The 21,486-nt window shown below is 72.4% G+C and carries 19 protein-coding genes; 14 read left to right on the top strand and 5 right to left on the bottom strand.

Annotation, left to right across the window (positions count from 1 at the left end; genetic code table 11):
- Positions 1 to 152 precede the first annotated feature (152 nt).
- From ssd to KBX26_RS07115, 7 genes are all read left to right on the top strand, one after another.
- A complete protein-coding gene (gene ssd, locus KBX26_RS07145; RefSeq protein WP_210864988.1) occupies positions 153 to 1,256 on the top strand; it encodes a septum site-determining protein Ssd in 1,104 nt (367 codons plus the stop codon).
- Positions 1,253 to 2,464 carry a TadA family conjugal transfer-associated ATPase gene (locus KBX26_RS07140; protein ID WP_030334209.1) on the top strand — a complete coding sequence of 404 codons (1,212 nt, stop codon included), beginning with the start codon at positions 1,253 to 1,255 and terminating at the stop codon, positions 2,462 to 2,464. The genes ssd and KBX26_RS07140 overlap by 4 nt, the downstream gene beginning before the upstream one ends.
- Complete coding sequence (locus KBX26_RS32925; RefSeq protein ID WP_307857763.1) at positions 2,461 to 3,786, top strand: hypothetical protein; 1,326 nt, start codon at positions 2,461 to 2,463, stop codon at positions 3,784 to 3,786. Before KBX26_RS07140 ends, KBX26_RS32925 begins: the two co-directional genes overlap by 4 nt.
- 182 nt (positions 3,787 to 3,968) lie before the next feature.
- Positions 3,969 to 4,550 (top strand): type II secretion system F family protein, encoded by a 582-nt coding sequence (locus KBX26_RS07130; RefSeq protein WP_210865058.1) that lies wholly within the window; start codon positions 3,969 to 3,971, stop codon positions 4,548 to 4,550.
- A gap of 23 nt (positions 4,551 to 4,573) precedes the next feature.
- A complete protein-coding gene (locus tag KBX26_RS07125; protein WP_081883916.1) occupies positions 4,574 to 4,741 on the top strand; it encodes a DUF4244 domain-containing protein in 168 nt (55 codons plus the stop codon).
- A gap of 47 nt (positions 4,742 to 4,788) precedes the next feature.
- Complete coding sequence (locus KBX26_RS07120; RefSeq protein ID WP_051708657.1) at positions 4,789 to 5,184, top strand: TadE family type IV pilus minor pilin; 396 nt, start codon at positions 4,789 to 4,791, stop codon at positions 5,182 to 5,184.
- Positions 5,184 to 5,603, top strand: coding sequence for an Rv3654c family TadE-like protein (locus KBX26_RS07115; protein WP_280940607.1), 420 nt, complete (start codon positions 5,184 to 5,186; stop codon positions 5,601 to 5,603). Before KBX26_RS07120 ends, KBX26_RS07115 begins: the two co-directional genes overlap by 1 nt.
- A gap of 611 nt (positions 5,604 to 6,214) precedes the next feature.
- On the opposite strand, the gene KBX26_RS07110 is transcribed toward KBX26_RS07115, so the two are convergent.
- The 3 genes from KBX26_RS07110 to KBX26_RS07100 form a co-directional block, all read right to left on the bottom strand.
- Complete coding sequence (locus KBX26_RS07110) at positions 6,215 to 6,793, bottom strand: hypothetical protein (RefSeq protein WP_210864987.1); 579 nt, start codon at positions 6,791 to 6,793, stop codon at positions 6,215 to 6,217.
- A gap of 164 nt (positions 6,794 to 6,957) precedes the next feature.
- On the bottom strand, positions 6,958 to 7,167 hold the full coding sequence (locus KBX26_RS07105; protein WP_030334221.1) for a hypothetical protein: 210 nt from the start codon (positions 7,165 to 7,167) through the stop codon (positions 6,958 to 6,960).
- Positions 7,168 to 7,266: 99 nt separating this feature from the next.
- Positions 7,267 to 9,702 (bottom strand): DEAD/DEAH box helicase, encoded by a 2,436-nt coding sequence (locus KBX26_RS07100; RefSeq protein ID WP_210865057.1) that lies wholly within the window; start codon positions 9,700 to 9,702, stop codon positions 7,267 to 7,269.
- 188 nt (positions 9,703 to 9,890) lie between these two features.
- On the opposite strand from KBX26_RS07100, the gene KBX26_RS07095 reads away from it, so the two are divergent.
- The 6 genes from KBX26_RS07095 to topA all read left to right on the top strand — a co-directional run bounded on the left by KBX26_RS07095 (position 9,891) and on the right by topA (position 17,879).
- Positions 9,891 to 10,247 (top strand): STAS domain-containing protein, encoded by a 357-nt coding sequence (locus KBX26_RS07095; protein ID WP_030334225.1) that lies wholly within the window; start codon positions 9,891 to 9,893, stop codon positions 10,245 to 10,247.
- Positions 10,244 to 10,681 carry an ATP-binding protein gene (locus KBX26_RS07090; RefSeq protein WP_030334228.1) on the top strand — a complete coding sequence of 146 codons (438 nt, stop codon included), beginning with the start codon at positions 10,244 to 10,246 and terminating at the stop codon, positions 10,679 to 10,681. Before KBX26_RS07095 ends, KBX26_RS07090 begins: the two co-directional genes overlap by 4 nt.
- A 316-nt stretch (positions 10,682 to 10,997) precedes the next feature.
- A complete protein-coding gene (locus tag KBX26_RS07085; RefSeq protein WP_030334230.1) occupies positions 10,998 to 13,358 on the top strand; it encodes a sodium-translocating pyrophosphatase in 2,361 nt (786 codons plus the stop codon).
- Positions 13,359 to 13,409: 51 nt separating this feature from the next.
- The gene (locus KBX26_RS07080) at positions 13,410 to 13,949 is read left to right on the top strand and encodes a hypothetical protein (RefSeq protein ID WP_030334232.1); all 540 of its coding nucleotides are present in this window, start codon (positions 13,410 to 13,412) and stop codon (positions 13,947 to 13,949) included.
- Positions 13,940 to 14,692, top strand: a complete 753-nt coding sequence (locus KBX26_RS07075) for a hypothetical protein (RefSeq protein WP_210864986.1) — start codon at positions 13,940 to 13,942, stop codon at positions 14,690 to 14,692. The genes KBX26_RS07080 and KBX26_RS07075 overlap by 10 nt, the downstream gene beginning before the upstream one ends.
- A gap of 349 nt (positions 14,693 to 15,041) precedes the next feature.
- Positions 15,042 to 17,879 (top strand): type I DNA topoisomerase, encoded by a 2,838-nt coding sequence (gene topA, locus KBX26_RS07070; RefSeq protein ID WP_210864985.1) that lies wholly within the window; start codon positions 15,042 to 15,044, stop codon positions 17,877 to 17,879.
- A 119-nt stretch (positions 17,880 to 17,998) separates the two neighbouring features.
- On the opposite strand, the gene KBX26_RS07065 is transcribed toward topA, so the two are convergent.
- The gene (locus KBX26_RS07065; protein ID WP_030334238.1) at positions 17,999 to 19,315 is read right to left on the bottom strand and encodes a D-arabinono-1,4-lactone oxidase; all 1,317 of its coding nucleotides are present in this window, start codon (positions 19,313 to 19,315) and stop codon (positions 17,999 to 18,001) included.
- 226 nt (positions 19,316 to 19,541) lie between these two features.
- On the opposite strand from KBX26_RS07065, the gene KBX26_RS07060 reads away from it, so the two are divergent.
- Positions 19,542 to 20,147, top strand: coding sequence for a TetR family transcriptional regulator (locus tag KBX26_RS07060; RefSeq protein WP_051708646.1), 606 nt, complete (start codon positions 19,542 to 19,544; stop codon positions 20,145 to 20,147).
- A 49-nt stretch (positions 20,148 to 20,196) separates the two neighbouring features.
- Here KBX26_RS07060 and KBX26_RS07055 read toward each other — a convergent pair whose 3' ends face one another.
- Positions 20,197 to 21,405, bottom strand: coding sequence for an amino acid deaminase/aldolase (locus KBX26_RS07055; protein ID WP_210864984.1), 1,209 nt, complete (start codon positions 21,403 to 21,405; stop codon positions 20,197 to 20,199).
- Positions 21,406 to 21,486: the final 81 nt, after the last annotated feature.

Raw genomic sequence — 21,486 nt, 5'->3', positions numbered from 1 at the left:
GCAGCTGCCCGCGCTCGTAGCAGATCAACTGTCTCAGCGGAGGTTTTCCACAGGCCACCAGGTTGTCCACAGGCGACGGCATCGGGGCGGCTCGTGGGGCGGATTCCGAGCAGGGTCGGCGGCATACCAGAGCCCGACCGCTGGAGGCCGCGATGCCACCCCGTACCACGGTTCCGCCGATCCGCCGGCTTCCGCTGGTCGTCACCGGCGACGACGATCTACTCGATGATGTGCTCCGGCTCGCCGCTGTCGGCGGGACGGAGGTGGAGTTCGCCCGCGACGCGGCGGCTGCCCGTACCCGTTGGCTTCCCGCACCTCTGGTGCTGCTCGGCGCCGACCAGGCGCAGGCGTGTCTGCGGGCCCGGTTGCCGCAGCGGCCCCGGCTGGTGCTGGTCGGCCGGGCCGGTCAGCTCGACCCCGGCTGGCAGGTGGCGGAGCTGATCGGGGCCGAGCACGTCGCCATGCTGCCGGCCGCGGAGCCGTGGCTGGTGGATCGGTTCGCCGAACATGATCCGGACCGTCCGGCCGGCGTCGGCGCCCGGGTCGTCGCGGTTCTCGGTGGTCGGGGCGGTGCGGGCGCGAGCGTGCTCGCCGGTGGCCTCGCGGTGACCGCCGCCCGGGCCCGGCTGCGCACCCTCCTCGTCGACGCCGATCCGCTCGGTGGTGGCCTCGACCTCGTGCTCGGCTGGGAGCAGTTGGAAGGCCTGCGCTGGCCGTCGCTGACCTCCGCCGACGGACGGGTGGACGCGCCGGCGTTGGTGCGGGCCCTGCCCAGTCGGGGTGATCTCGTGGTGCTCTCCTGGGATCGCGGCGAGATGCTGGCATTGCCGGCGACCGCGATGGCGGCGACTGTCGACGCCGCCCGGCGTGGGCGTGACTTCGTGGTGATCGACCTGCCCCGACAGCTCGACGACGCGGCGGTGGTGGCGTTGCAGGCCGCCGATCAGGCGTTCGTCGTGGTGCCGGCCGAGCTGCGCGCCACCGCGGCGGCCACTCGGGTGGTGGCCGCAGCCGCCCCGCACTGCGCTGCGCTCTCGGTGGTGGTGCGTGGGCCCGCCCCGGGGCGGCTGCGGGCGGCGGAGGTGGCACGCGCGTTGGGCCTTCCGCTGGCGGGCACGCTGCGCCCCGAGCCGGGGCTCTGCCGTGGGCTGGAGCGGGGTGAGGCGCCGGCCGCCGGGGGAAAGGGCCCACTGGCAGCACTCTGCCAACGGATCGTCACCGACCTGACCGGCGTGCCGGCCACTGGTGCGGCATGACCGGCCGGCCGGAGGACGGCACGCTCGCCGCCCGGGTGCGGCAGCGGATCGCCGCCGCCACCACCCCGGTCACCGCGGCGGCGATCGTCTCCGCGGTACGGGCCGAGCCGACCGCCGCGGTGCTCGGTGACACGGCCATGCTGCGCATCGCCGACCGGGTACGCGACGACCTCGTCGGCGCTGGGCCGCTGGCGCCGCTGCTCGCCGACCCGGAGGTCACCGACGTCCTCGTCAACGGCGCTCGGGTCTGGGTCGACCGGGGGTCGGGGCTGCATCAGGTCGCCGTTCCGTTGGGCTCGGTGGACGACGTCCGCCGGCTGGCGCAGCGGCTGATCGCCAGCGCCGGGCGGCGACTCGACGACGGCTCCCCGTACGCGGACGCGCGCCTTCCCGACGGCACCCGACTGCACGCCGTGCTGCCGCCGGTGGCCACCGAAGGTCCGTACCTCTCCCTCCGTACCTTCCGGCATCGGCCGTTCACCCTCGACGAGTTGGTGCGCCAGGGGACGGTGCCGCGACCGCTGGCACCACTGCTCGCCGCCGTCGTCGCGGCCCGGCTGGCGTACCTGGTGACCGGTGGCACGGGCTCGGGCAAGACGACGTTGCTCAACACGCTGCTGGGGATGGTGCCGGCCACCGAACGGATCGTGCTGGTGGAGGACGCCGCCGAGCTGCGTCCGGGGCATCCGCACGTGGTGGGGCTGCAGGCGCGTACCGCCAATGTGGAGGGCACGGGCGTGGTCAGTCTCGCGGACCTGGTGCGGCAGGCGTTGCGGATGCGCCCGGACCGGCTGGTGGTCGGGGAGTGCCGGGGCGGTGAGGTGGTCGACCTGCTGGCCGCGCTCAACACCGGCCACGACGGGGGTGCCGGCACGCTGCACGCCAACACACCGTCCGACGTGCCGGCCCGGTTGGAGGCCCTGGGCATGTTGGGTGGGTTGCCCCGCGCCGCGCTGCACGCCCAGGTGGCGGCAGCGTTGCAGGTGCTGTTCCAGGTGCGACGCGGCGATCAGGGCCGGGTCCTGGAGTCGGTCTGCCTGCTGCTGCCCGAGGGGCCCGAACGGATGGTGACAGTGGTGCCCGCCTGGGTGCGCGGCGGTGGGCTCGGGCTCGCCGCCCGTGCTCTCGGGGCGCTGCTGCGGGAGCGTGGGGTGGCGGTGCCGCCCATCCTCAGCGAGCCGTGGCCCGGATCGGCGGGTCCGGCATGACCGCCCGGACGATGCTGGTGGCGGTGCTGCTCCTGGTCGCCGCTGCCCTGGTGGCATGGCCCGTACGGAGCGTGCGGGCCCGTCGACGTCGCGTGCTGACGCCGGGGCGGAGGGCCGGCGGTCTCGATCCGGATGACGCCCTGGTGCAGTGGATCAGGGAACTCGGCAGCACTCCGGACTTGCTGGTCGACCGCACCGGCGCTGCCCCGACCTCGGGTCATCCGGTCCGGATCACCGATGAGCCGGGTACCGCTGCCGGTGTCAACGGAAGGCGGACGGCGCTCGGCTGGCCCGACCGGGACGTCATCCGCAGCCCGAGGTGGCCGGGCGTGAAAGGCGGCTTCACCCGTCCGGAGGGCCCGACGCGTCCGCCGGCCCGTCGAGATCCCCGACGTCCGATCGGCAGCGCCCGGCCGGAGGAGGCCACCACCATGCTCGACGTGGAACAACGGCCTGCGTCGGCGGCCACGGTCACGATCGGTGTCGGTGTCGGTGTCGGTGTCGGTGTCAGCGACGGGGACGGGGACGGGGACGGTCCGCCCGGCGTCCCCGGCCCGGCAACCGCGGACGGGCACGGCGACCTGGATGCGGGTTGTCGGGGCGACGTGTCCGGTGCGGCGGCGGCCGGCGGATGGGCGATCGCCGATCGCCACGACGGCCTGCGCGTCGGCCCGACCGGCAGAACGCCGGGTACGCCACCGTCGGTGCGCATCTCCCGATCGGCGACCCGGGTGCTGCCACTGGTCGGCCTCTTCGGCGGCGCTGTGGGCGCCGTGGTCGGTGGTCCGGTGGCGGCGGTGGCGATGGCCGGGTACGGCACGCTGGCAGTGCGCGCCGTGCTGCGTTGGCGACTGAACCGGAGCGCCGAGCGGACCCGACGACGTGGATTGGACCAGCTCTGCGGCCTCGCGGCGGACCTGCGGGCCGGGCTGCCCATCGCACGTGCGCTCGACGTCGCGACCGTGGAGCGTGACGGGGCTGGCCGACTCCGCCAGCTGACGTCGGCGGCGGTGCGGTTGGCCGACCGGACCGGCGCGCCGCTGGCGGAGCTCGTCGAACGGATCGAGGCGGACGCCCGGGCGACCGATCGGGGCCTGGCCGCAGCGGCAGCCCAGGCGGCCGGTGCGCGGGCTACCGCCTGGCTACTGGCGGCGCTGCCGGTCGGCGGGATCGGCCTGGGCTACGGCATCGGTGTCGACCCCATGGCGGTGCTCCTGCACAGCACAGTCGGCGGTGCCTGCGCCGTTGCCGCGGTCGCTCTTCAGGCGGTGGGTCTCCTCTGGGCGGAACGGCTGGGCGCGACCCCGGGGCGGGCCGGATGACGGCCCGGCGCCCTGCCGGCCAGGCCGGCCCGACGGACCAACGCAGGGCAACGGGCCAGCAGGTCTCAGCGGTCCAGCCCAGTGCAGCGGGCCGGCCCAGCTCAACGGGCCAGCCTGATGCAGCGGGCCAGCCCAGTGGAGCGGGCCAGCCCCGCTCAGCCCGTCGGCGGCGGCCGGACGCGATCCGGCTCGTGGCGGCGCTGGGTGGGCTCGCCGTGGCCATCGTCGTCGGGGGTTGGCTCGGGCTGCTCGGTGCCGTCCCGGCCGCGTTCCTGCTCGATGTCCTGCTGCGGCGGATCGAGTCGCCCGCTGCGCGCAGGCGGCGGCAGCAGGAGGCCGCCGACCTGCCGCTCGCCGCCGACCTCCTGGCCGCGGCGATGCGGGCGGGCGCCCCGGTGGACCGCTCGGTGCTGGCCGTCGCCGAGGCGTTGGACGGGCCGCTCGCCGGCCGGTTGGCCCGGGTGGGCCGCACGCTGCTGCTCGGTGGTGGTCCGGCGGAGGCGTGGTCCGCCCTGGACGGAGTGCCCGGCGCGGATCGGCTGACCTCGGCGGCGTTGCGCTCAGCCAACAGTGGTGCCGCCCTGGCCGGCGCACTGACCCGGCTCGCCGACGACCTGCGCGCCGACCGGGCCACCGCCGCCGAGGCGTCGGTCCGCCGGGCGGGTGTGCTCATCGTCCTGCCGCTGGGGCTCTGCTTCCTGCCGGCGTTCATTCTCGCCGGACTCGTGCCGGTGATCGTCGCCGTTCTCGGCGACGTGCTCTGACCCATCGAGAAGGGAAAACAGTCATGCGCAAACTCATCGCTCGCCTGCGCGGCGATGCCGGAATGAACACGGCCGAGTACGCCGTCGGCACCCTCGCCGCGGTCGCCTTCGCCGGGATCCTGCTGAAGGTGCTGACCTCCGGCAACGTCCAGTCGGCGCTGACCGCTGTCATCGACCGGGCACTGAAGTGATCGGGCGCCGGCGGGCCGGCCGTCGGTCAGGACCGAGCGTTCCCGGGCTGGCGGCAGGCGGCGGGCGCAGATGGCGCCTCCTCGTCCGGGCCGCTGGTGGGGACCGGGGGTCCTTCACCGCCGAACTGGCGGCCGGCCTGCCGGCGCTGCTTCTGCTCCTGCTTGCCGGCCTGACCGCGGTCAACGCCGTCAGCGCGCAGGCGGGCTGCCTGCACGCGGCCCGGGAGGCGGCGCTCGCCGCCGCCCGGGGCGCGGACGGCGACGCGGAGGGTGGCAGTGCGGCGCCGCCGGGGGCGGCGGTGTCGGTGTCAGTCGAAGGCGACCGGGCGCACGCGACGGTAAGGGCACCCGTCCGGACGTTGGGCGGGCGGCTACCCCGCATCACCGTGGTCGCCACCGCCGTCGCCGCCGTCGAACCGGGTGCAGACGAGGGGAGTTGGTAGTGCCGCGAACTGAGGATCCGCCACGGCACGCCAGTGACCCACCGGCTGCCGGAGGCCTTGTTGCTCGCCGGCCGGACCGGCAACGCGGTGGCGCGACAATCCTGCTGCTGGCGATGGGGCTTGTCTTCGTGCTGTTCGGGACGTTCGGCGCGGCCATCGTCGCCGCCGGCATGGCGAGTCAGCGGGCGGCGGTGGCAGCCGACCTCGGCGCGCTGGCCGGGGCCGCCCGGGCGCTCGACGGCGACGCGGTGGCCTGCGCGTCCGCGTCCGACCTCGCCGGTCGCAACGACGGCCGCCTGGTCAGCTGTCACCTCGACGGGCTGGACGTGCTGGTGACAGTCGAGGTGGCGTTCACGCCGCTACCCGGCCTGACCCGGGTGGCTGCGGCGAGCGCCCGTGCCGGCCCGGTGCGGGGCTGACCCTCGCGGTGGCGTCTCTACTAACCACCGCGGCCAGCGCAGGGCGCGTTCTGTGGAGGGCGGGCGCGGCCTGTGGAGGGAGGGGTTTGGCCCGCATCGCGGCGTCAAAGGGCCGCCGCCGGTGCACTACGTCGGCAAGACCGCCACGTTCCGAGCGGAAGTCCGGGCTGACGCGTGGTCGAAGGAACCAAGGGTCCTCGTCGGATTGGTGGGTGCTTTGGAGCTGAATCGCATACGACATCAAGGGCGATGCGTTTACGGCATCAGCTCCAAAGGGGCGACCAGACCAGTCAGGGGTCGAGTCACCAGCGGCGGGCCGTCTGGGGCAGCGCGGTGCGATGGCCTGCCGGCCGGCGGCAGTGCGGTTCAACGCTCTGCCGGCTGGGGGCAGTGTGGTCCGATGGCCGGCCGGGGCAGTGTGGTCCGATGGCCGGCCGGGGCAGTGCGGTCCGATGGCCGGCCGGGGCAGTGCGGTCCGATGGCCGGCCGTCCCGGGAGTGCGGGCCGGCCGGGACTGGTCGAGGTCCAGGTCCCGGCCGGCAGCCGAGGATGGGTGGCCACGACGGCGACCGCTGAGGGTCATCGCACTGCCCTCGTCCGGGCCGGGTGCGTCAGCGGGACTGGAGCGCGTCGAGAGCGACGGCCATCGCGATGACCAGGCGACGGTCGATCTGCGGGTGCTGCACCTCGACGACGTACTTGTCGCGCAGGCCCCACTTCTTGATCACGGAGAAGACCGGCTGGCCGCCCGCGGTGAAGTCGAAGTGGTACGGCAGCCAGGACAGCGAGTCGACGAATCGACGCAGCAGCGCCACCGGCATGCTCCGCTCCTGGCCGGTCACCTGCGGCAGGCCGGCCTGCTCGACGTGCCAGGTGGAGCGCAGCAGCGACTGGGCGAAGTCCTTACGGAACAGGCCGATCGGGTTGCCGGCCGCGTCGGTGACGTCGTACGTGGCGCCGAGGTCGATGCGCTGGCGGGCCTTGAAACCGAGCAGTGGCTGCTGCTTGGAGTCATCCGTGTAGATGGTCACCTGCTCCTTGAAGGCGAGCCGCTTCTGCTGCGCGAACGCCAACAGCTCACCCTCGCTGCCGTCCGGGGAGACCGCCCGGACCTCGTACTGGTTGACCATCATGCGCAGGCGCTGGCGAATGTGGAACTGGTGCTGGCCCTGCAAGTTGTCGAGCTGCATCTGAACTCCTCTGGGGTTGGTGCGCCGGAGTCTCGCACAGCCCGACAACCGTCGCTCCCCCTGCGGTCCATGATCAGTTGCTGCTGGGTAGTCGTCGGGCCCGTCGGACGACTACCCAGCCCGGAGTGATCACTGGTGCCCTTGCAGGATCACCCCGGCAGACCTCAGCGACTGTCGACGGAGGTCGCGGCCCGCAGCGCCCAGGTGTTGAGCACCTGGTGGATGCCGCGCAGCCGCTCGTTGATCTGTTCCAGCCGTTCCGCCTGGGCCAGGGCGGCCAGTGCCGACCCCAGCGCGATCTGCTGGTCGAGGGTGAGATTGTCCTGGTCGATGGTGTAGAGCAGGTCGACGGTCTCGGCGATGGTGTCGGCCACAGCTTCTCCTCGGGCACGGGGGGCGATCAGCAACAAAGGCATCGATGGAAGCGCTCCCACATCATTGTGCCCCGTGCCATGCCGGTTCATGCAAGCTGCTCAGCGCGGCAGGTTGGCCAGCACCACGTCGAGCACCCGGATCGCGTCCGGTTTGGAGAGGGGGTTGTTGCCATTGCCGCATTTCGGTGACTGCACGCAGGATGGGCATCCGGTCTCGCAGCCGCACTCCGCGATCGCGTCCCGGGTGGCCCGCAGCCACGCCGCCGCCGTCCCGTACGCCCGCTCGGCGAACCCGGCGCCACCCGGGTGCCCGTCGTAGACGAAGACGGTCGGCGCTTCGGTGTCCGGGTGCAGTGCGGTGGAGAGCCCGCCGATGTCCCAGCGGTCGCAGGTGGCCATCAGCGGCAGCAGGCCGATCGCGGCGTGTTCGGCGGCGTGCAACGCACCCGGCACCTCGGCCGGCTGGACCCCGGCGAGGGTCAACGACTGCGGCGACAGGGTGAACCAGACCGCCACGGTGCGCAGCTCCCGGGTCGGCAGGTCGAGCGGCCGGGTGTCGATCACCTCGCCGGTGGCGATGCGCCGCCGCTGGTACGACACCACCTGGCTGGTCACATCCACCTCGCCGAGGAACATGCCGACCGGCCCGGCGTCCACGTAGGAACGCACCGACACCACCGACAGGTCGGTGACGTCGCGGGCGTGGGTGGACCAGTCCGGCTCCTCGGCGTGCACCAGCGCGCACCCGTCGACGAGGTCGAGCTGGTCGACCACGTACGAGACGCCCTGGTGCAGGTAGACCGCGCCGGGGTGCAGCAGGAAGTGCGAGGAGCCGCCGTCGACGGTGCCGAGCAGCCGGCCGGTCGACGACTCCACCACGGCGACCGGGGCGCCGCCCTCGCCGCGCAGGTCCACCTCGGGTCGCTCCCGGTGCCGCCAGTACCAACCGGTGGGCCGTTGCCGCAGTGCCCCCGCCGCGACCAGCTCGTCGACCGCCTCCTTCGCCCCGTCGCCGAAGAGCGCCAGGTCGGTCGGGGTGAGCGGTGCCTCCGCCGCCGCGCAGGCGAGCTGCGGGGCCAGCACGTACGGGTTGGCCGGGTCGAGCACCGTCGCCTCCACCGGTGCCCCGAAGATCGCCTCCGGGTGGTGCACCAGGTAGGTGTCCAGCGGGTCGTCGCGCGCCACCAGCACCGCCAGGGCCTCCTGCCCGGAACGCCCGGCCCGGCCCGCCTGCTGCCACAGTGACGCCCGGGTGCCCGGGTAGCCGCAGATCAGCACCGCGTCGAGCCCGACCAGGTCCACGCCCAGCTCCAGCGCGTTGGTCGAGGCCAGGCCGAGCAGGTCGCCGTGCAGCAGCGCGCGTTCCAGCTCGCGCCGCTCCTCCCGCAGGTAGCCGCCCCGGTAGGCGGCCACCCGGTCGCCGAGCCCCGGCACCGCGTCGTCCAGCGCCCGACGCGCGTTGGCGGCCACCACCTCGGCGCCCTTGCGGGATCGGACGAACGCGAGGGTGCGTACCCCTTCGGCGACGGTGTCGGCGAGCAGGTCCGCGGTCTCGCGCAGCGCTGACCGGCGGATCTGCCGGAGGTCGTCGTGGTCACCGTTTCCCTGCGGCGGCACCGACCGGGAGGGGTCGTCGCCGGTCGCCTGCGGCGGCACCGGGGACGACAAGGCTGGTGGTACCGGCGGGGACGAGCCCGCGTCGGGTGGCAGCAGCGGCGGCTCCCAGAGCGCGAAGGTCACCCCGCCCCGGGGGGAGGCGTCCTCGGTGACCGCTGTCACCGGCAGGCCGGTCAACCGCCCGGCCGCGGTGGCCGGGTCGCCGGACGTCGCCGAGGCGAGCACGAACACCGGGGTGGCCCCGAACCGGGCGCACTGCCGGCGTAGCCGACGCAGCACGTGCGCGACGTGCGAGCCGAACACGCCCCGGTAGGTGTGGCACTCGTCGATCACCACGTACGCGAGGCGGCGCAGGAAGCCGGACCACTGGGCGTGCCCGGGCAGGATGCCGTGGTGCAGCATGTCGGGGTTGGTCAGCACGAACCGGGAGTGCCGGCGGATCCACTCCCGCTCGGTGCGTGGAGTGTCGCCGTCGTAGCAGGCGGGGCGTACCCCTTCCAGTTCCAGCGCGGCGACGGCGCGCAACTGATCCGCGGCGAGCGCCTTGGTCGGCGCCAGGTAGAGCACTGTGGCCCGGGGGTCGGCCAGCAGCGTGGCCAGGGCCGGCAGCTGGTACGCCAGGGACTTGCCGGACGCGGTGCCGGTGGCGACGACCACGTGCTGGCCCTCGTACGCCAGGGTGGCCGCCTCGGCCTGGTGCTGCCAGGGCGCGACCACGCCGCGCCCGGTGAACGCCGTGCGCAGTTGCGCCGGTGCCCACGACGGCCAGGGCGCGGGCACTCCGGTGCGGGCCGGCACCCGCTCGACGTGCGTGACCGGGTCGGCGGCGCCCCGGGCGCGCAGCCGGCGCAGCAGGTCGACCGGCGCTGGCCCGGGGCCGGGACCAGCGGATACGGTGGCCGCGGACGACGACTCCAGGTCGTCGCGCGGTGCGTGGCGCGCGGAGCTGAAGTCGTTGGAGGTCACGCCCTGCACTCTCGCACTGGTGTTCGGAGATGAAAAGTCGGACACCGGGGTAAGGGGAAGCCTCCGCTGGCGTCCGCAGGCCGCCCCGGCGGTAGTGGTTAGATGCCCACGAGAGTTTACGGCTCTGGCGAGGAGGACCGATGGAGCTGTCACTGGCGACCCGCACCGTGGGCGAGCACACGGTGCTCGAGGTCGGTGGTGAGGTGGACGTCTACACCGCACCCCGGCTCCGTGAACGGCTCCTCGAGCTGATCGACGGTGGGGCGCGTCACGTGGTGGTCGACCTCGGTCGGGTGGACTTCCTCGACTCCACCGGGCTGGGTGTGCTGGTCGGCGCGCTCAAGCGGCTCCGTTCCGCCGGCGGTTCGTTCGCGTTGGTCTGCGACAAGGAGCCCCTGCTCAAGATCTTCCGGATCACCGCACTGGACCAGGTGTTTCCGCTGCACCCGACTGTCGACGCGGCGGTCAGCGCCGACTCGGCGGGCGCCGGCGCGTGATGGCGACAGTCAAGCTCTCGTTCTCGCCCGCGCCGGTGCACGTGCGTACCGCCCGTCTGGTCGGCGTCGCCGTCGCCCGACGGGCCGGGGTCCGCGAGGACCTGCTGGACGAGGTGCGCCTGGCCATCGGTGAGGCGTGCACCCGCGCGGTCGCCCTGCATCGGCAGTACGGCCTGGCCGACCCGGTGCTGGTGGAGATGTCCGACGGTGGCTCGTACGCCGTGCGGGTGGTGGACCGGGCGCCGATCGAGGCGGGCATCGGTCTGACCGCGCTGCCGCCGGACGAGCTGGCCAACGAGTCGCTGACCGACGAGGCGCTGACCACCGGCGTGGGCTTCGCGCTGCTCGCCGGTTTCGTCGAGGACCTGCAGGTGCGCCCGGTCGACGAGGGCATCGGCACCGAGGTACGGATGGTGTGGCCGGTCGGCCGCTGAACGGTTCCGCTGCGTAGGTCGCGTCCCCAGCTGGGGATGCGGCCTTCTTTGCATGGACCGGGCCCTATATCAGATTTCGTTTCATAACACAGCGACGAAGATCATCGCGACACGGTGCCACCTGGGTGTGACCTCCAACACTGAGGAGGGCTACAGTACCCGGGTTGTCAGCAAGTGACCCATCCCGCAGCCAGCGGGTATGGGTGGTCATCGCTGGTCCGCTGGTGGGTTGGCGCGCGCTTGCGAGTCCGCATCCAGGCGTCGGTCAGTGCGTCTCCACTCACCGGCGCGATTGTTCGGTAACAGGAGGACACAGATGTCCGAGACCTTGGCCGCCGACGGCGGCGGGCTTTCCCTTACCGGAAGCAATGTCACCTACGTCGTCATCGCCGCGGTTGTCGCGCTGGTGGCGCTCGGTTTCGCTGCCGCCCTGACGAAAACGGTGCTGGCCGCTGGTAAGGGCACCGAGAAAATGCAGGAGATCTCGGGGGCGGTCCAGGAGGGCGCCTCGGCCTACCTGCTCCGTCAATTCCGCACCCTGGCGATCTTCGTCGTCATCGCCGTCGTGCTGCTCTTCCTGCTTCCGGTGCACGACACCGACGGCAGTGAGCTCGCCGTGAAGATCGGCCGCTCACTCTTCTTCGTGGTGGGCGCCCTGTTCAGCGCGTTCATCGGCGGTGCCGGCATGTGGTTGGCCACCCGCGCCAACCTGCGCGTGGCCGCCGCCGCGAGAGAGCGAGCAGGTGGCCGCGAGGCGGCCATGAAGATCGCTTTCCGCACCGGTGGTGTCGTCGGCTTCTTCACCGTCGGCCTCGGCCTCTTCGGTGCCGCGCTGGTCGTCCTGCTCTACCGGGGTGACGCGCCGACCGTGCTGGAGGGCTTCGGCTTCGGCGCCGCGCTGCTCGCGATGTTCATGCGGGTCGGCGGCGGCATCTTCACCAAGGCCGCCGACGTCGGCGCCGACCTGGTCGGCAAGGTCGAGCAGGGCATCCCCGAGGATGACCCACGCAACGCCGCCACCATCGCCGACAACGTGGGCGACAACGTCGGTGACTGCGCCGGCATGGCCGCCGACCTGTTCGAGTCGTACGCGGTGACGCTTGTCGCCGCGCTGATCCTCGGCCGCGCCGCGTTCGGCGAGGAGGGCCTGGTCTTCCCGCTGATCATCTCCACCATCGGCGTGCTGATCGCGATCGTCGGTGTCTTCATCACCCGGCTGCGCGCGACCGACCGCAACGCCCTGACCGCGATCAACCGGGCCTTCTACCTGTCGGCGGTGCTCTCCGCGGTGCTGGTGGCGATCGCCGCCTACGCGTACCTCCCGGCGACCTTCGGCGAGTTCGACAGCGGGCTCACCGACGCGCCCGGCAACCCCCGGCTGGTCGCCATCGGCGCGGTGGTCATCGGCATCGTGCTGGCCGCCGCGATCCAGGCGCTGACCGGCTACTTCACCGAGACCAACCGGCGCCCGGTGCAGGACATCGGCAAGAGCTCGCAGACCGGTGCGGCGACGGTGATCCTGGCCGGCATCAGCATCGGCCTGGAGTCGGCTGTCTACTCGGCTCTGCTGATCGGCGCCGGCGTCTTCGGGGCGTTCCTCCTCGGCGGCAGCTCCATCACGCTGTCGCTGTTCGCGGTGGCGCTGGCCGGCACCGGCCTGCTCACCACCGTCGGCGTGATCGTCGCGATGGACACCTTCGGGCCGATCTCCGACAACGCCCAGGGCATCGCCGAGATGTCCGGTGACCTCGACGAGCACGGCGCTCGCACGCTCACTGAGCTGGACGCGGTCGGCAACACCACCAAGGCGATCACCAAGGGCATCGCGATCGCCACTGCGGTGCTCGCCGCGACCGCGCTGTTCGGTTCGTACACCGACTCGCTCCGCAGCGCGTACGCGACGGCTGGCGTGGGCGACGTCGGGACGGAGATCCTCAACTCGCTGAACGTGGCGAACCCGCGCAACCTGGTCGGCCTGATCATCGGCGCGGCGGTGGTGTTCCTCTTCTCCGGGTTGGCCATCAACGCGGTGTCCCGCTCGGCCGGTGCCGTGGTGATGGAGGTCCGCCGGCAGTTCCGTGAGCTGCCCGGCATCATGGACGGCACCCAGCGCCCGGAGTACGGCAAGGTGGTCGACATCTGCACCCGGGACGCGCAGCGCGAGTTGATGACCCCCGGTCTGCTCGCCATCCTGGCGCCGATCGCTGTCGGGTTCGGCCTCGGGCCCGGTGCGCTCGCCGCGTACCTGGCCGGTGCGATCGGTGCCGGCACCCTGATGGCGGTGTTCCTGTCCAACTCCGGTGGGGCCTGGGACAACGCCAAGAAGTTGGTCGAGGACGGCGCGTACGGCGGCAAGGGCTCCGAGGCGCACGCCGCCACTGTCATCGGCGACACCGTCGGTGACCCGTTCAAGGACACCGCCGGCCCGGCGATCAACCCGCTGATCAAGGTGATGAACCTGGTCTCGCTGCTGATCGCGCCCGCCGTGGTGGCCTGGAGCGTCGGCGACGACCGCAACGTCGGCCTGCGCGTCAGCATCGCGCTGGTGGCGACGCTGATCATCGTGGCGTCGGTGGTGTTCAGCAAGCGCAAGGGCATCGCGATGTCCGACTCGGACGCCGATGGCAACACCGGCGCGGGCAGCACCGATCACCGTCCGGAGACGGTGAACGCCTGACCCAGGAACGGCCCGGTGCCACACCTGGCCAAAGGCCGTACGCTGCAACGCATGCGTACGTGCCGGGCGTCTGCCGCCGGAAAGCTCACGGTGGTCCTGGCCACGATCGTCGTCCTGGCCGGCTGCGGCGGCGGCCCCAGCCCACGGGCCTGGGCGGCCTCGGTCTGCGGCGCGCTCACCCCGTGGCGCTTGGAGATCAACAAGCTGACCAGCAGCACTGATGAGCAGATGACCGCGCAGACCACGCCGGCGCAGGCCAAGGAGAACCTGGTGCGGCTCTTCGACGGGGCGGAGCAGGCCAGCGAGGCCGCGCGCCGCAAGGTGGAGAAGGCGGGCATCCCGGAGACCGACAACGGCGAGGCCATCTCCGTGGGTTTCCGCAGCTCGCTGGGGAAGATGCGGGACGCGTACGGCCGTGCCCGGGACACCATCGACGGCCTGGGCACCGGCGAGCCGACCGTCTTCTACGACGGCGTGCGGGCGGCGGTGGAGACGCTCAACAAGGAGTACGACGCCAGCGCGCTGGACACCAGCAAACTCAACTCCGAGGAGTTGAAACAGGCATTCGACGAGGTGCCGGAGTGTCGCTGAGCGGGCTCGGTGACACCGGGAAGGCGCAGCCGCCCCCGGCGCTGTTCCCCGCGCCCGAGTCCGACACGCCCACTCCCGGGCGACGCCGTGGCGGCGCGCCGCGGAACGGCCCGTCGCAACACGGCTCCCCAGTGAACGGCCCGGCCCCGGGTGACGACGGGGGCCGGCAACTTGTGTTCTTCGGCGCGGACGCTGCCGAACCGGCCGTCGCCGACCTCGCCGGGTTGCTCGCCGGGCCGGCTGAGGTGGTCCGGATGGGCGGCACCGCCCGGCTCTCGGTGCGGGTGGACGCCGCGTGGCGGGTGCACGTGCTCGTCGCCGAACTGGCGTCGCGCGGGCTGGCCGCCAGCTGGGAGCCGATCGAGGGCGAGCGACACGCCGTGCGTACGTCGTACACCCGGGTCTTGAAGCCGCTCGCGGCCGCCTGGCTGAACGGTTCGACGAAACGCCCGCCGGCGGCCTTCCACCTGACCGGCCGGCGGTTGCGGCTGTGGCTCGCCGCCGCCGGGACGCCGGAGCCTCCCGACTGTTACCTGTTGCGGCTGGGCCCCGACGACCAGGAGTGTTGGGAGTCGATCGGCGTCGCGCTCGCGGCGGCCGGGCTGGCCGGGACGCTGGTCGGCCCGGCGGAGGGTGGCCCGGCGTACCGGATCGCCGGACGCCGCCGGTTGGCCCGACTCGCCGAGCTGGTCGGCGGACCGCCGCCCGCGGCACCGGTCGACGCCTGGCCCGCTCGGCAGTGAACCGGTCATTTCGCCCAGGTCGGCGGCGGCGTCCGGGTGTCCGGTGCCGGACAGCCGGCGGGTCGATCCAGGCGGAAAACGGGCGGGTCGGACCTCGGTCGTGAGTCCGCCATCGTCACAGTGACCCGCTTCGAGCCCTACTCACGGTGTACGGTGGCGCCGTCCGGCAGTGCCGAGCGCGGCGGGGCGGTGTCGACCGCCGCGTCGAAGCGGTTTGCGGCCCGCGAAACCCGAATCGCGGGCAACGCGTTACGTTGGACATCCGGACCGCCGGTGCTACGGCGGGGTCGAAAGCGGTCGCTGTCCGGGCGCCGGCAGGCCACGAGCAGGAGTGAGGTCGGGGAGAGACGTGCCGAGCAACGCTGGAACCACCCGTCTGGTCATCGTCGAGTCACCGGCGAAGGCCAAGACGATCTCGGGCTACCTCGGCCCGGGGTACGTCGTGGAGGCCAGCTTCGGTCACGTCCGCGACCTGCCGCGCAACGCCGCCGACGTGCCGGCCAAATACAAGAAGGAGCCCTGGGCCCGGCTCGGGGTGGACGTCGACAACGGCTTCCACGCGCTCTACGTCGTCTCCGCCGACCGCAAGCAGCAGATCAGCAAGCTGGTGAAGCTGGCCAAGGAGGTCGACGAGATCCTCCTGGCCACGGATGAGGACCGCGAGGGCGAGGCGATCGCCTGGCACCTGGTGGAGACGCTCAAGCCCAAGGTGCCGGTCAAGCGGATGGTCTTCCACGAGATCACCAAGCCGGCGATCCAGGCGGCGGTGGCCAACCCCCGGGAGATCGACCGCGATCTGGTGGACGCCCAGGAGGCGCGCCGGATCCTCGACCGCCTGTACGGCTACGAGGTCTCCCCGGTGCTGTGGAAGAAGGTCATGCCGCGGCTCTCGGCGGGCCGGGTGCAGTCGGTGGCGACCCGCATCGTGGTCGAGCGGGAACGCCAGCGGATGGCCTTCCGCACCGCCGAATACTGGGACATCCTGGCCACCCTGGCGGTGGCCAACGCCGGCGAGGGTCCGCGCAGCTTCAATGCCACCCTGATCGCCCTGAACGGCGACCGGATCGCCACCGGTAAGGACTTCGAGCCGACCACCGGTCGCGTCCGGGCCGGCGCCGGGGTCGTGCACCTCGACGAGAGTGGTGCCCGGGGTCTCGCGGCCCGCCTCGACGGGCGGCCGTTCACCGTCACCCGGGTCGAGGAGAAGCCCTACCGTCGTCGCCCGTACGCGCCGTTCATCACCTCGACCCTCCAGCAGGAGGCGGCCCGCAAGCTGCGCCTGTCCTCGCAGCAGACGATGCGCACCGCGCAGCGCCTGTACGAGAACGGCTACATCACCTATATGCGTACCGACTCGGTCAACCTGTCGGAGACCGCCATCTCGGCGGCCCGTCGACAGATCGTCGAGCTGTACGGCGAGCGCAGCGTTCCGCCGGAGCCGCGCCGCTACACCGGCAAGGTGAAGAACGCGCAGGAGGCGCACGAGGCGATCCGTCCGGCGGGGGACAACTTCCGCACCCCGGGCGAGGTGGCCAAGGAGCTGTCCGCTGAGGAGTTCAAGCTCTACGAGCTGATCTGGCGGCGCACCATCGCCTCGCAGATGACCGACGCGGTCGGCTCCAGCGTGTCGGTGCGGATCCGGGCGGTCTCCACCGCGCAGGAGGAAGCCGACTTCGGCGCGACCGGCAAGACCATCACCGACCCGGGCTTCCTGCGTGCGTACGTCGAGTCCAGCGACGACGAGAACGCCGAGGCCGAGGACGCCGAGCGCCGGCTGCCCACCCTGGCCAAGGACCAGCCGCTGACCGCCGACGAGCTGGCCGCGCAGGGCCACCACACCCAGCCGCCGTCGCGCTACACCGAAGCGTCGCTGGTCAAGGCCCTGGAAGAGCTGGGCATCGGCCGCCCGTCCACCTACGCGTCGATCATGCAGACGATCCAGGACCGGGGGTACGTCACCAAGCGCGGCCAGGCGATGATCCCGACCTTCCTGGCCTTCGCGGTGATCGGGCTGATGGAGCGGCACTACCCCCGCCTGATCGACTACGACTTCACCGCCACCATGGAGAACGAGCTGGACGAGATCGCCGGCGGTGACCACGCCGCCGTCGACTTCCTCACCGCGTTCTACTTCGGCAGCTCCAACGGTGCCGGCGACCAGGACATCGCCCGTTCCGGCGGGCTCAAGAAGCTGGTCACCGAGAACCTCAGCGACATCGACGCCCGCAGCGTCAACTCCATCCCGCTCTTCACCGACGACGACGGTCGCGAGGTAGTGGTGCGGGTCGGCCGCTACGGGCCGTACCTGCAACGGGAGCTGCCCGGCGGCGAGCAGCCGGCACCGGCAGCGGGTGAGGGCGAGGAGGGCGGCAGCCAGGGTGACCGGGCGCCGATCCCTGAGGGCCTGGCCCCGGACGAGCTGACCCCGGAGAAGGTGCACGAGCTGTTCCTCGGCGGCAGCGGCGAGCGCAAGCTCGGCGACGACCCCGCCACCGGCGAGCCGATCGTGCTCAAGTCCGGCCGGTTCGGCCCGTACGTCTCCAGTGGTGAGCGGAAGTCGTCGCTGCTGCGTACGCAGACACCGGACTCGTTGACCCTGGAGGAGGCGCTCAAGCTGCTCAGCCTTCCCCGGCTGATCGGTGTCGCGCCGGACGGCGTCGAGGTCTTCGCGAACAACGGCCGGTACGGCCCGTACGTCAAGCGGGGCGAGGAGTTCCGTTCGCTGGAGTCCGAGGACCAGATGTTCACTGTCGGCCTCGACGAGGCGCTGGCTCTGCTGGCCGCCCCGAAGGCCCGTGGACGGCGAGCCGCGGCACCGCCGCTGCGCGAGATGGGCGTGGACCCGGCGACCGAGAAGCCGCTGGTGATCAAGGACGGCCGGTTCGGCCCGTACGTGACCGACGGGGAGTTCAACGCGTCGCTGCGGCGCGGGCAGACCCCGGAGGCGCTGACCCTGGAGGAAGCCTCCGAGATGCTCGCCGAGAAGCGGGCGAAGGGTCCGGCGCCGCGGAAGAAGGCGGCGGCGAAGAAGGCGCCCGCGAAGAAGGCCACGGCCACCAAGAAGACGGCCGCCGCCAGCAAGTCCACTGCCGCGAAGAAGACCACCACGGCGAAGACCACCACCGCGGCCAAGAAGGCTCCGGCGAAGAAGGCCGCTCCGCGCAAGGCCGCCACCAGCAGCGAGTAACCCCGGCGCGAGCCAACCGATCGGTGCCCGCGCCGGTCCGACTCCCAGACCTTGGACAGTTTCCGTTCCGACAGAGCGGAGACTGTCCAAGTTCTACGTGGCTCCGCCTGGGCGTGCCGTCAGGCGCCGAGGACGTGGTTCAGGTGGGGGCTGGCGAAGACGCGGTCCGGGTCGAGGCGGTCACGGACGGCCTGGAAGTCCGGGAAGCGGGGGTACGCGGTGGCCAGCGAGGCGGCGTCGCGGTAGTGCAACTTGCCCCAGTGCGGGCGACCGCCCAGCCCGGCGGCCACCTTCTCGAAGGCCCGGAAGTACGGCTCGTACGGCATGCCGACGTACTGGTGCACGGCGATGTAGGCGTTGTCCCGGCCGTAGCCGTGCGACAGCCAGATGTCGTCGGCGGCGGTGAACCGCACCTCCACCGGGAAGAGCACTTTGAACGGCAGGCCGTCCACGATGCGCTGGAGCGCGGCGAGCGCCTCCGGCAGCGCCTCGCGGGGCAGGCCGTACTCCATCTCCACGAAGCGGACCCGGCGCGGGGTGCAGAAGACCCGGTCGGAGCGGCCGGTGTACTGCCGTTCGGTGAGGGCGCGGGCGGAGACCGCGCTGATCCCGGGGGCCAGCGCGGGCACGGCCCGGCCAAGCCGGCAGGCCCCGGCGAAGACCCGGTTGGACAGGAAGTCGTCGTCCATCCAACCGCGCCAGCGCGACAGCGGCCGGTCGTTGGCGGGTACCCGGTCGTTGGCCTTGACCTGGACCCGGGACGTGTACGGGAACCAGTAGAACTCGACGTGGTCGTGCCGGCCGATCAGCTCGGGCAGTTCCCCGAGCACGTCGGCCAGTTCGGCCGGGCGTTCGTGGGCGCGCAGGACGAAGGCGTCGACGCAGCGCAGGGTCACCTCGACCAGGACACCGAGCGCGCCGAGTGACACCCGGGCGGCGGCGAGGACGTCGGGATTCTCGTCGACGGAGCAGCGCAGCACCTCGCCGGCACCGGTGACCAGTGTGATCGCCTCGACGAAGGTGGAGAGGCACCCGTAGCCGGCGCCGGTGCCGTGGGTGCCGGTGGAGATCGCCCCGGCGACGGTCTGCGCGTCGATGTCGCCGAGGTTGGGCAGCGCGAGGCCGTGCCGGGCGAGCAGGCCGTTGAGCGCGTGCAGGGTCATTCCGGCCGGAACTGTGACAAGTCGGTGGGCGACGTCCACGCTGACCAGGGTGTCCAGCTCGGACAGGTCCATCCGCCGGTCGTCGGCGAGCGCGACGGCGGTGAACGAGTGGCCGCTGCCGGTCACCCGGATTCGAGCGCCGTCGGCCACTGCGGATCGGACGGCTTCTGCGACGTCGGTCGGCGAGCCGGGGCGCAGGATCGTGCTGGCGCTGCCACGCTGGTTCCCGGCCCAGTTGGACCAGCCAGCCCGGGGCGGTGCGATGCGAACCATGCGCACTCCTCATTCATGAATATGAACTGACTTCATATCAGGAACGTTGTAGCTGGTAAATACCGCAATTGCGATCCGCTCGTTGTACCGGTAGTCACGGACTCGTGACGTGGAGATATGTTCATCCGTCGAAGGGGGGTGGCGCAGAGTGTCCACACCAGCCGCCACGACCGGGCCGCTGCGCCGCGTACCGGTGCAAGGTCGAAGTGTCGCGCGGGTACAGCGCATGTTGGATGCCTGCGCCGAACTCGTCGACGAGGTGGGGTACGAGGGGCTGACCACCACCCTGCTCGCCGAGCGGGCCGAGGTGGCGATCGGGTCGGTCTACCAGTTCTTTCCGGACAAGCGGGCGATCGTGCAGGCGTTGACCCTGCGGACCATGGAGTCCTACCTCCAGCGCCTCGACGAGCGGTTCGCCTCCGACGAGATGACCCACTGGTGGGACGGCGTCGACGCGGGCATCGACGAGTACATCACGATGCACCGCACCGTCCCCGGCTTCCGTACCCTGCACTTCGGCGACGTGGTCGACCTGCACCTGCTCGACGAGCAGCGGGACAACAACGGCGTGATCGCCGACCAGTTGGCCCGGGTGCTCACCGAACGTTTCGGGCTCACCGACGTGCCCCAGCTGCGCTTCGTGCTGGAGATCGCGGTCGAGGCGGCGGACGCGCTGATCAAGCTCGCGTTCCGCCGGAAGTCCGACGGCGACGAACGGGTGCTGCTGGAGGCGAAGGCGCTGATCCGGGAGTACCTGCACCGCCAGGTCGACGGCCCGGACAATGGCCGGTCCGCCGCCGGGAAACAGGCCGAGGCGGCCCAGCCCGTCTGAGTCGGCGCGGGGCGCGGGCTCCGGCCGGCGGTGGGGCGGCCCTCCGGCGTCAGAGGAAGGCCCGCCCCTCACCCCGGTAGGTGGGGACCGTCGCCACCACCGCGTCCCCCTCGACCAGGTGCAGCTCGTTGACCCGTTCACACAGCTCACCTGCCTTGGCGTGGCGGAACCACACCCGGTCGCCGACGCGCAGGTCGGCCGCGGCCGCTCCGGACAGCGGCGTCTGCACCTCGCCGGCGCCCTCGGTGCCGACCAGCTTCAGCCCCGCCGGTAGCCACGGCCGGGGCAGCCGGCTGTCGGCGGCCGGGCCGGAGGCGATCCAGCCGCCGCCGAGCACCGTGGCCAGCTCCGGCGTCGGCCGGCGGACCACGGTGCAGGCGAAGAAGGCCGCCGGGGTGGGCCGCCAGGCGCGGTACGCGTCGAACAGCGTCGGCCCGTACAGGCCCGATCCCGCGGTGACCTCGGTGACCGCGGGATCGGCGCTGGTCGCGGCCACGCTGCCGGTGCCGCCGCCGTTGACGAACTCCAGGTCGGCGTGCTCGCGTACCGCGGCGACCGCCGCACCACGACGGGCCAGCAGCTCGCGGTACGACCCGCGCTGGGCCAGCCTGATCGCGCCGGCCAGCAGCGTCTGCCCCGGCGGCGCGTCGCCCAGGCCGGCGATCTGCGCCTCGTACGACATGAGCCCGACCAGCCGGAAGCCGGGCCGACCGGCGACGGCCGCGGCGAGCGCTCCGGCGGCCCGCGCGCTGTGCACCGGTGAGCGGCGGACGCCGACGTGCACCCGGCCGCGCAGCGGTCGCCAGGAGGCGTCCAGATCCAGGCACAGCCGTAGCTCGGCGCGCTGCCCCGGTGCCGCGACGGCGTCGATGAGGTCGAGTTGGCCGGTGCCGTCGATCATCAGGGTGATCGCGGCGGCGAGCGTCGGGTCGGCGCCCAGCTCGGCGAGGGCGGCCCGGTCCCCGCTCGGGTACGCGACCAGCACGTCGTCGCTGACGCCGGCGCGGACCAGCCAGATCGCCTCGGGCACTGTGAACGCCATGATGCCCTGCCAGCCGGGCCGCCCGAGAGCTCGGCTGATCAACTCCCGGCTGCGGACCGACTTGCTGGCGAGGCGGACCGGCTTTCCGGCGGCGCGATCGGCCAGGGCGGCCGAATTGGCGTCGAAGGCGCTGAGGTCGACCACCGCGTACGGGGGGTCGAGATGGGCAGTCGCCCGGTCCAGGCGCTCGCGAAGTTTGTCGCTTTCGATGGCCACGTGTGCACGCTAACTGTCTGACGGAGAATGCGAAATACCCTCGCGTACGTCCGGGCTGCGGCCGGTACCTCCGGCGGCCTA

This window comes from Micromonospora sp. C97 (genome assembly GCF_018070385.1).
In the GTDB taxonomy this organism is placed as follows: Bacteria; Actinomycetota; Actinomycetes; order Mycobacteriales; family Micromonosporaceae; genus Micromonospora; species Micromonospora parva.
Note: the sequence above shows the minus strand (reverse complement) of the source record. Positions and strands in the feature narration are given on the sequence as shown.

Coding starts and splice junctions, on each gene's coding strand:
- ssd (WP_210864988.1), top strand. CDS start 153: ATGCCACCCCGTACCACGGTTCCGCCGATCCGCCGGCTTCCGCTGGTC.
- KBX26_RS07140 (WP_030334209.1), top strand. CDS start 1,253: ATGACCGGCCGGCCGGAGGACGGCACGCTCGCCGCCCGGGTGCGGCAG.
- KBX26_RS32925 (WP_307857763.1), top strand. CDS start 2,461: ATGACCGCCCGGACGATGCTGGTGGCGGTGCTGCTCCTGGTCGCCGCT.
- KBX26_RS07125 (WP_081883916.1), top strand. CDS start 4,574: ATGCGCAAACTCATCGCTCGCCTGCGCGGCGATGCCGGAATGAACACG.
- KBX26_RS07110 (WP_210864987.1), bottom strand. CDS start 6,793: ATGCAGCTCGACAACTTGCAGGGCCAGCACCAGTTCCACATTCGCCAG.
- KBX26_RS07095 (WP_030334225.1), top strand. CDS start 9,891: ATGGAGCTGTCACTGGCGACCCGCACCGTGGGCGAGCACACGGTGCTC.
- KBX26_RS07085 (WP_030334230.1), top strand. CDS start 10,998: ATGTCCGAGACCTTGGCCGCCGACGGCGGCGGGCTTTCCCTTACCGGA.
- KBX26_RS07080 (WP_030334232.1), top strand. CDS start 13,410: ATGCGTACGTGCCGGGCGTCTGCCGCCGGAAAGCTCACGGTGGTCCTG.
- KBX26_RS07065 (WP_030334238.1), bottom strand. CDS start 19,315: ATGGTTCGCATCGCACCGCCCCGGGCTGGCTGGTCCAACTGGGCCGGG.
- KBX26_RS07060 (WP_051708646.1), top strand. CDS start 19,542: ATGTTGGATGCCTGCGCCGAACTCGTCGACGAGGTGGGGTACGAGGGG.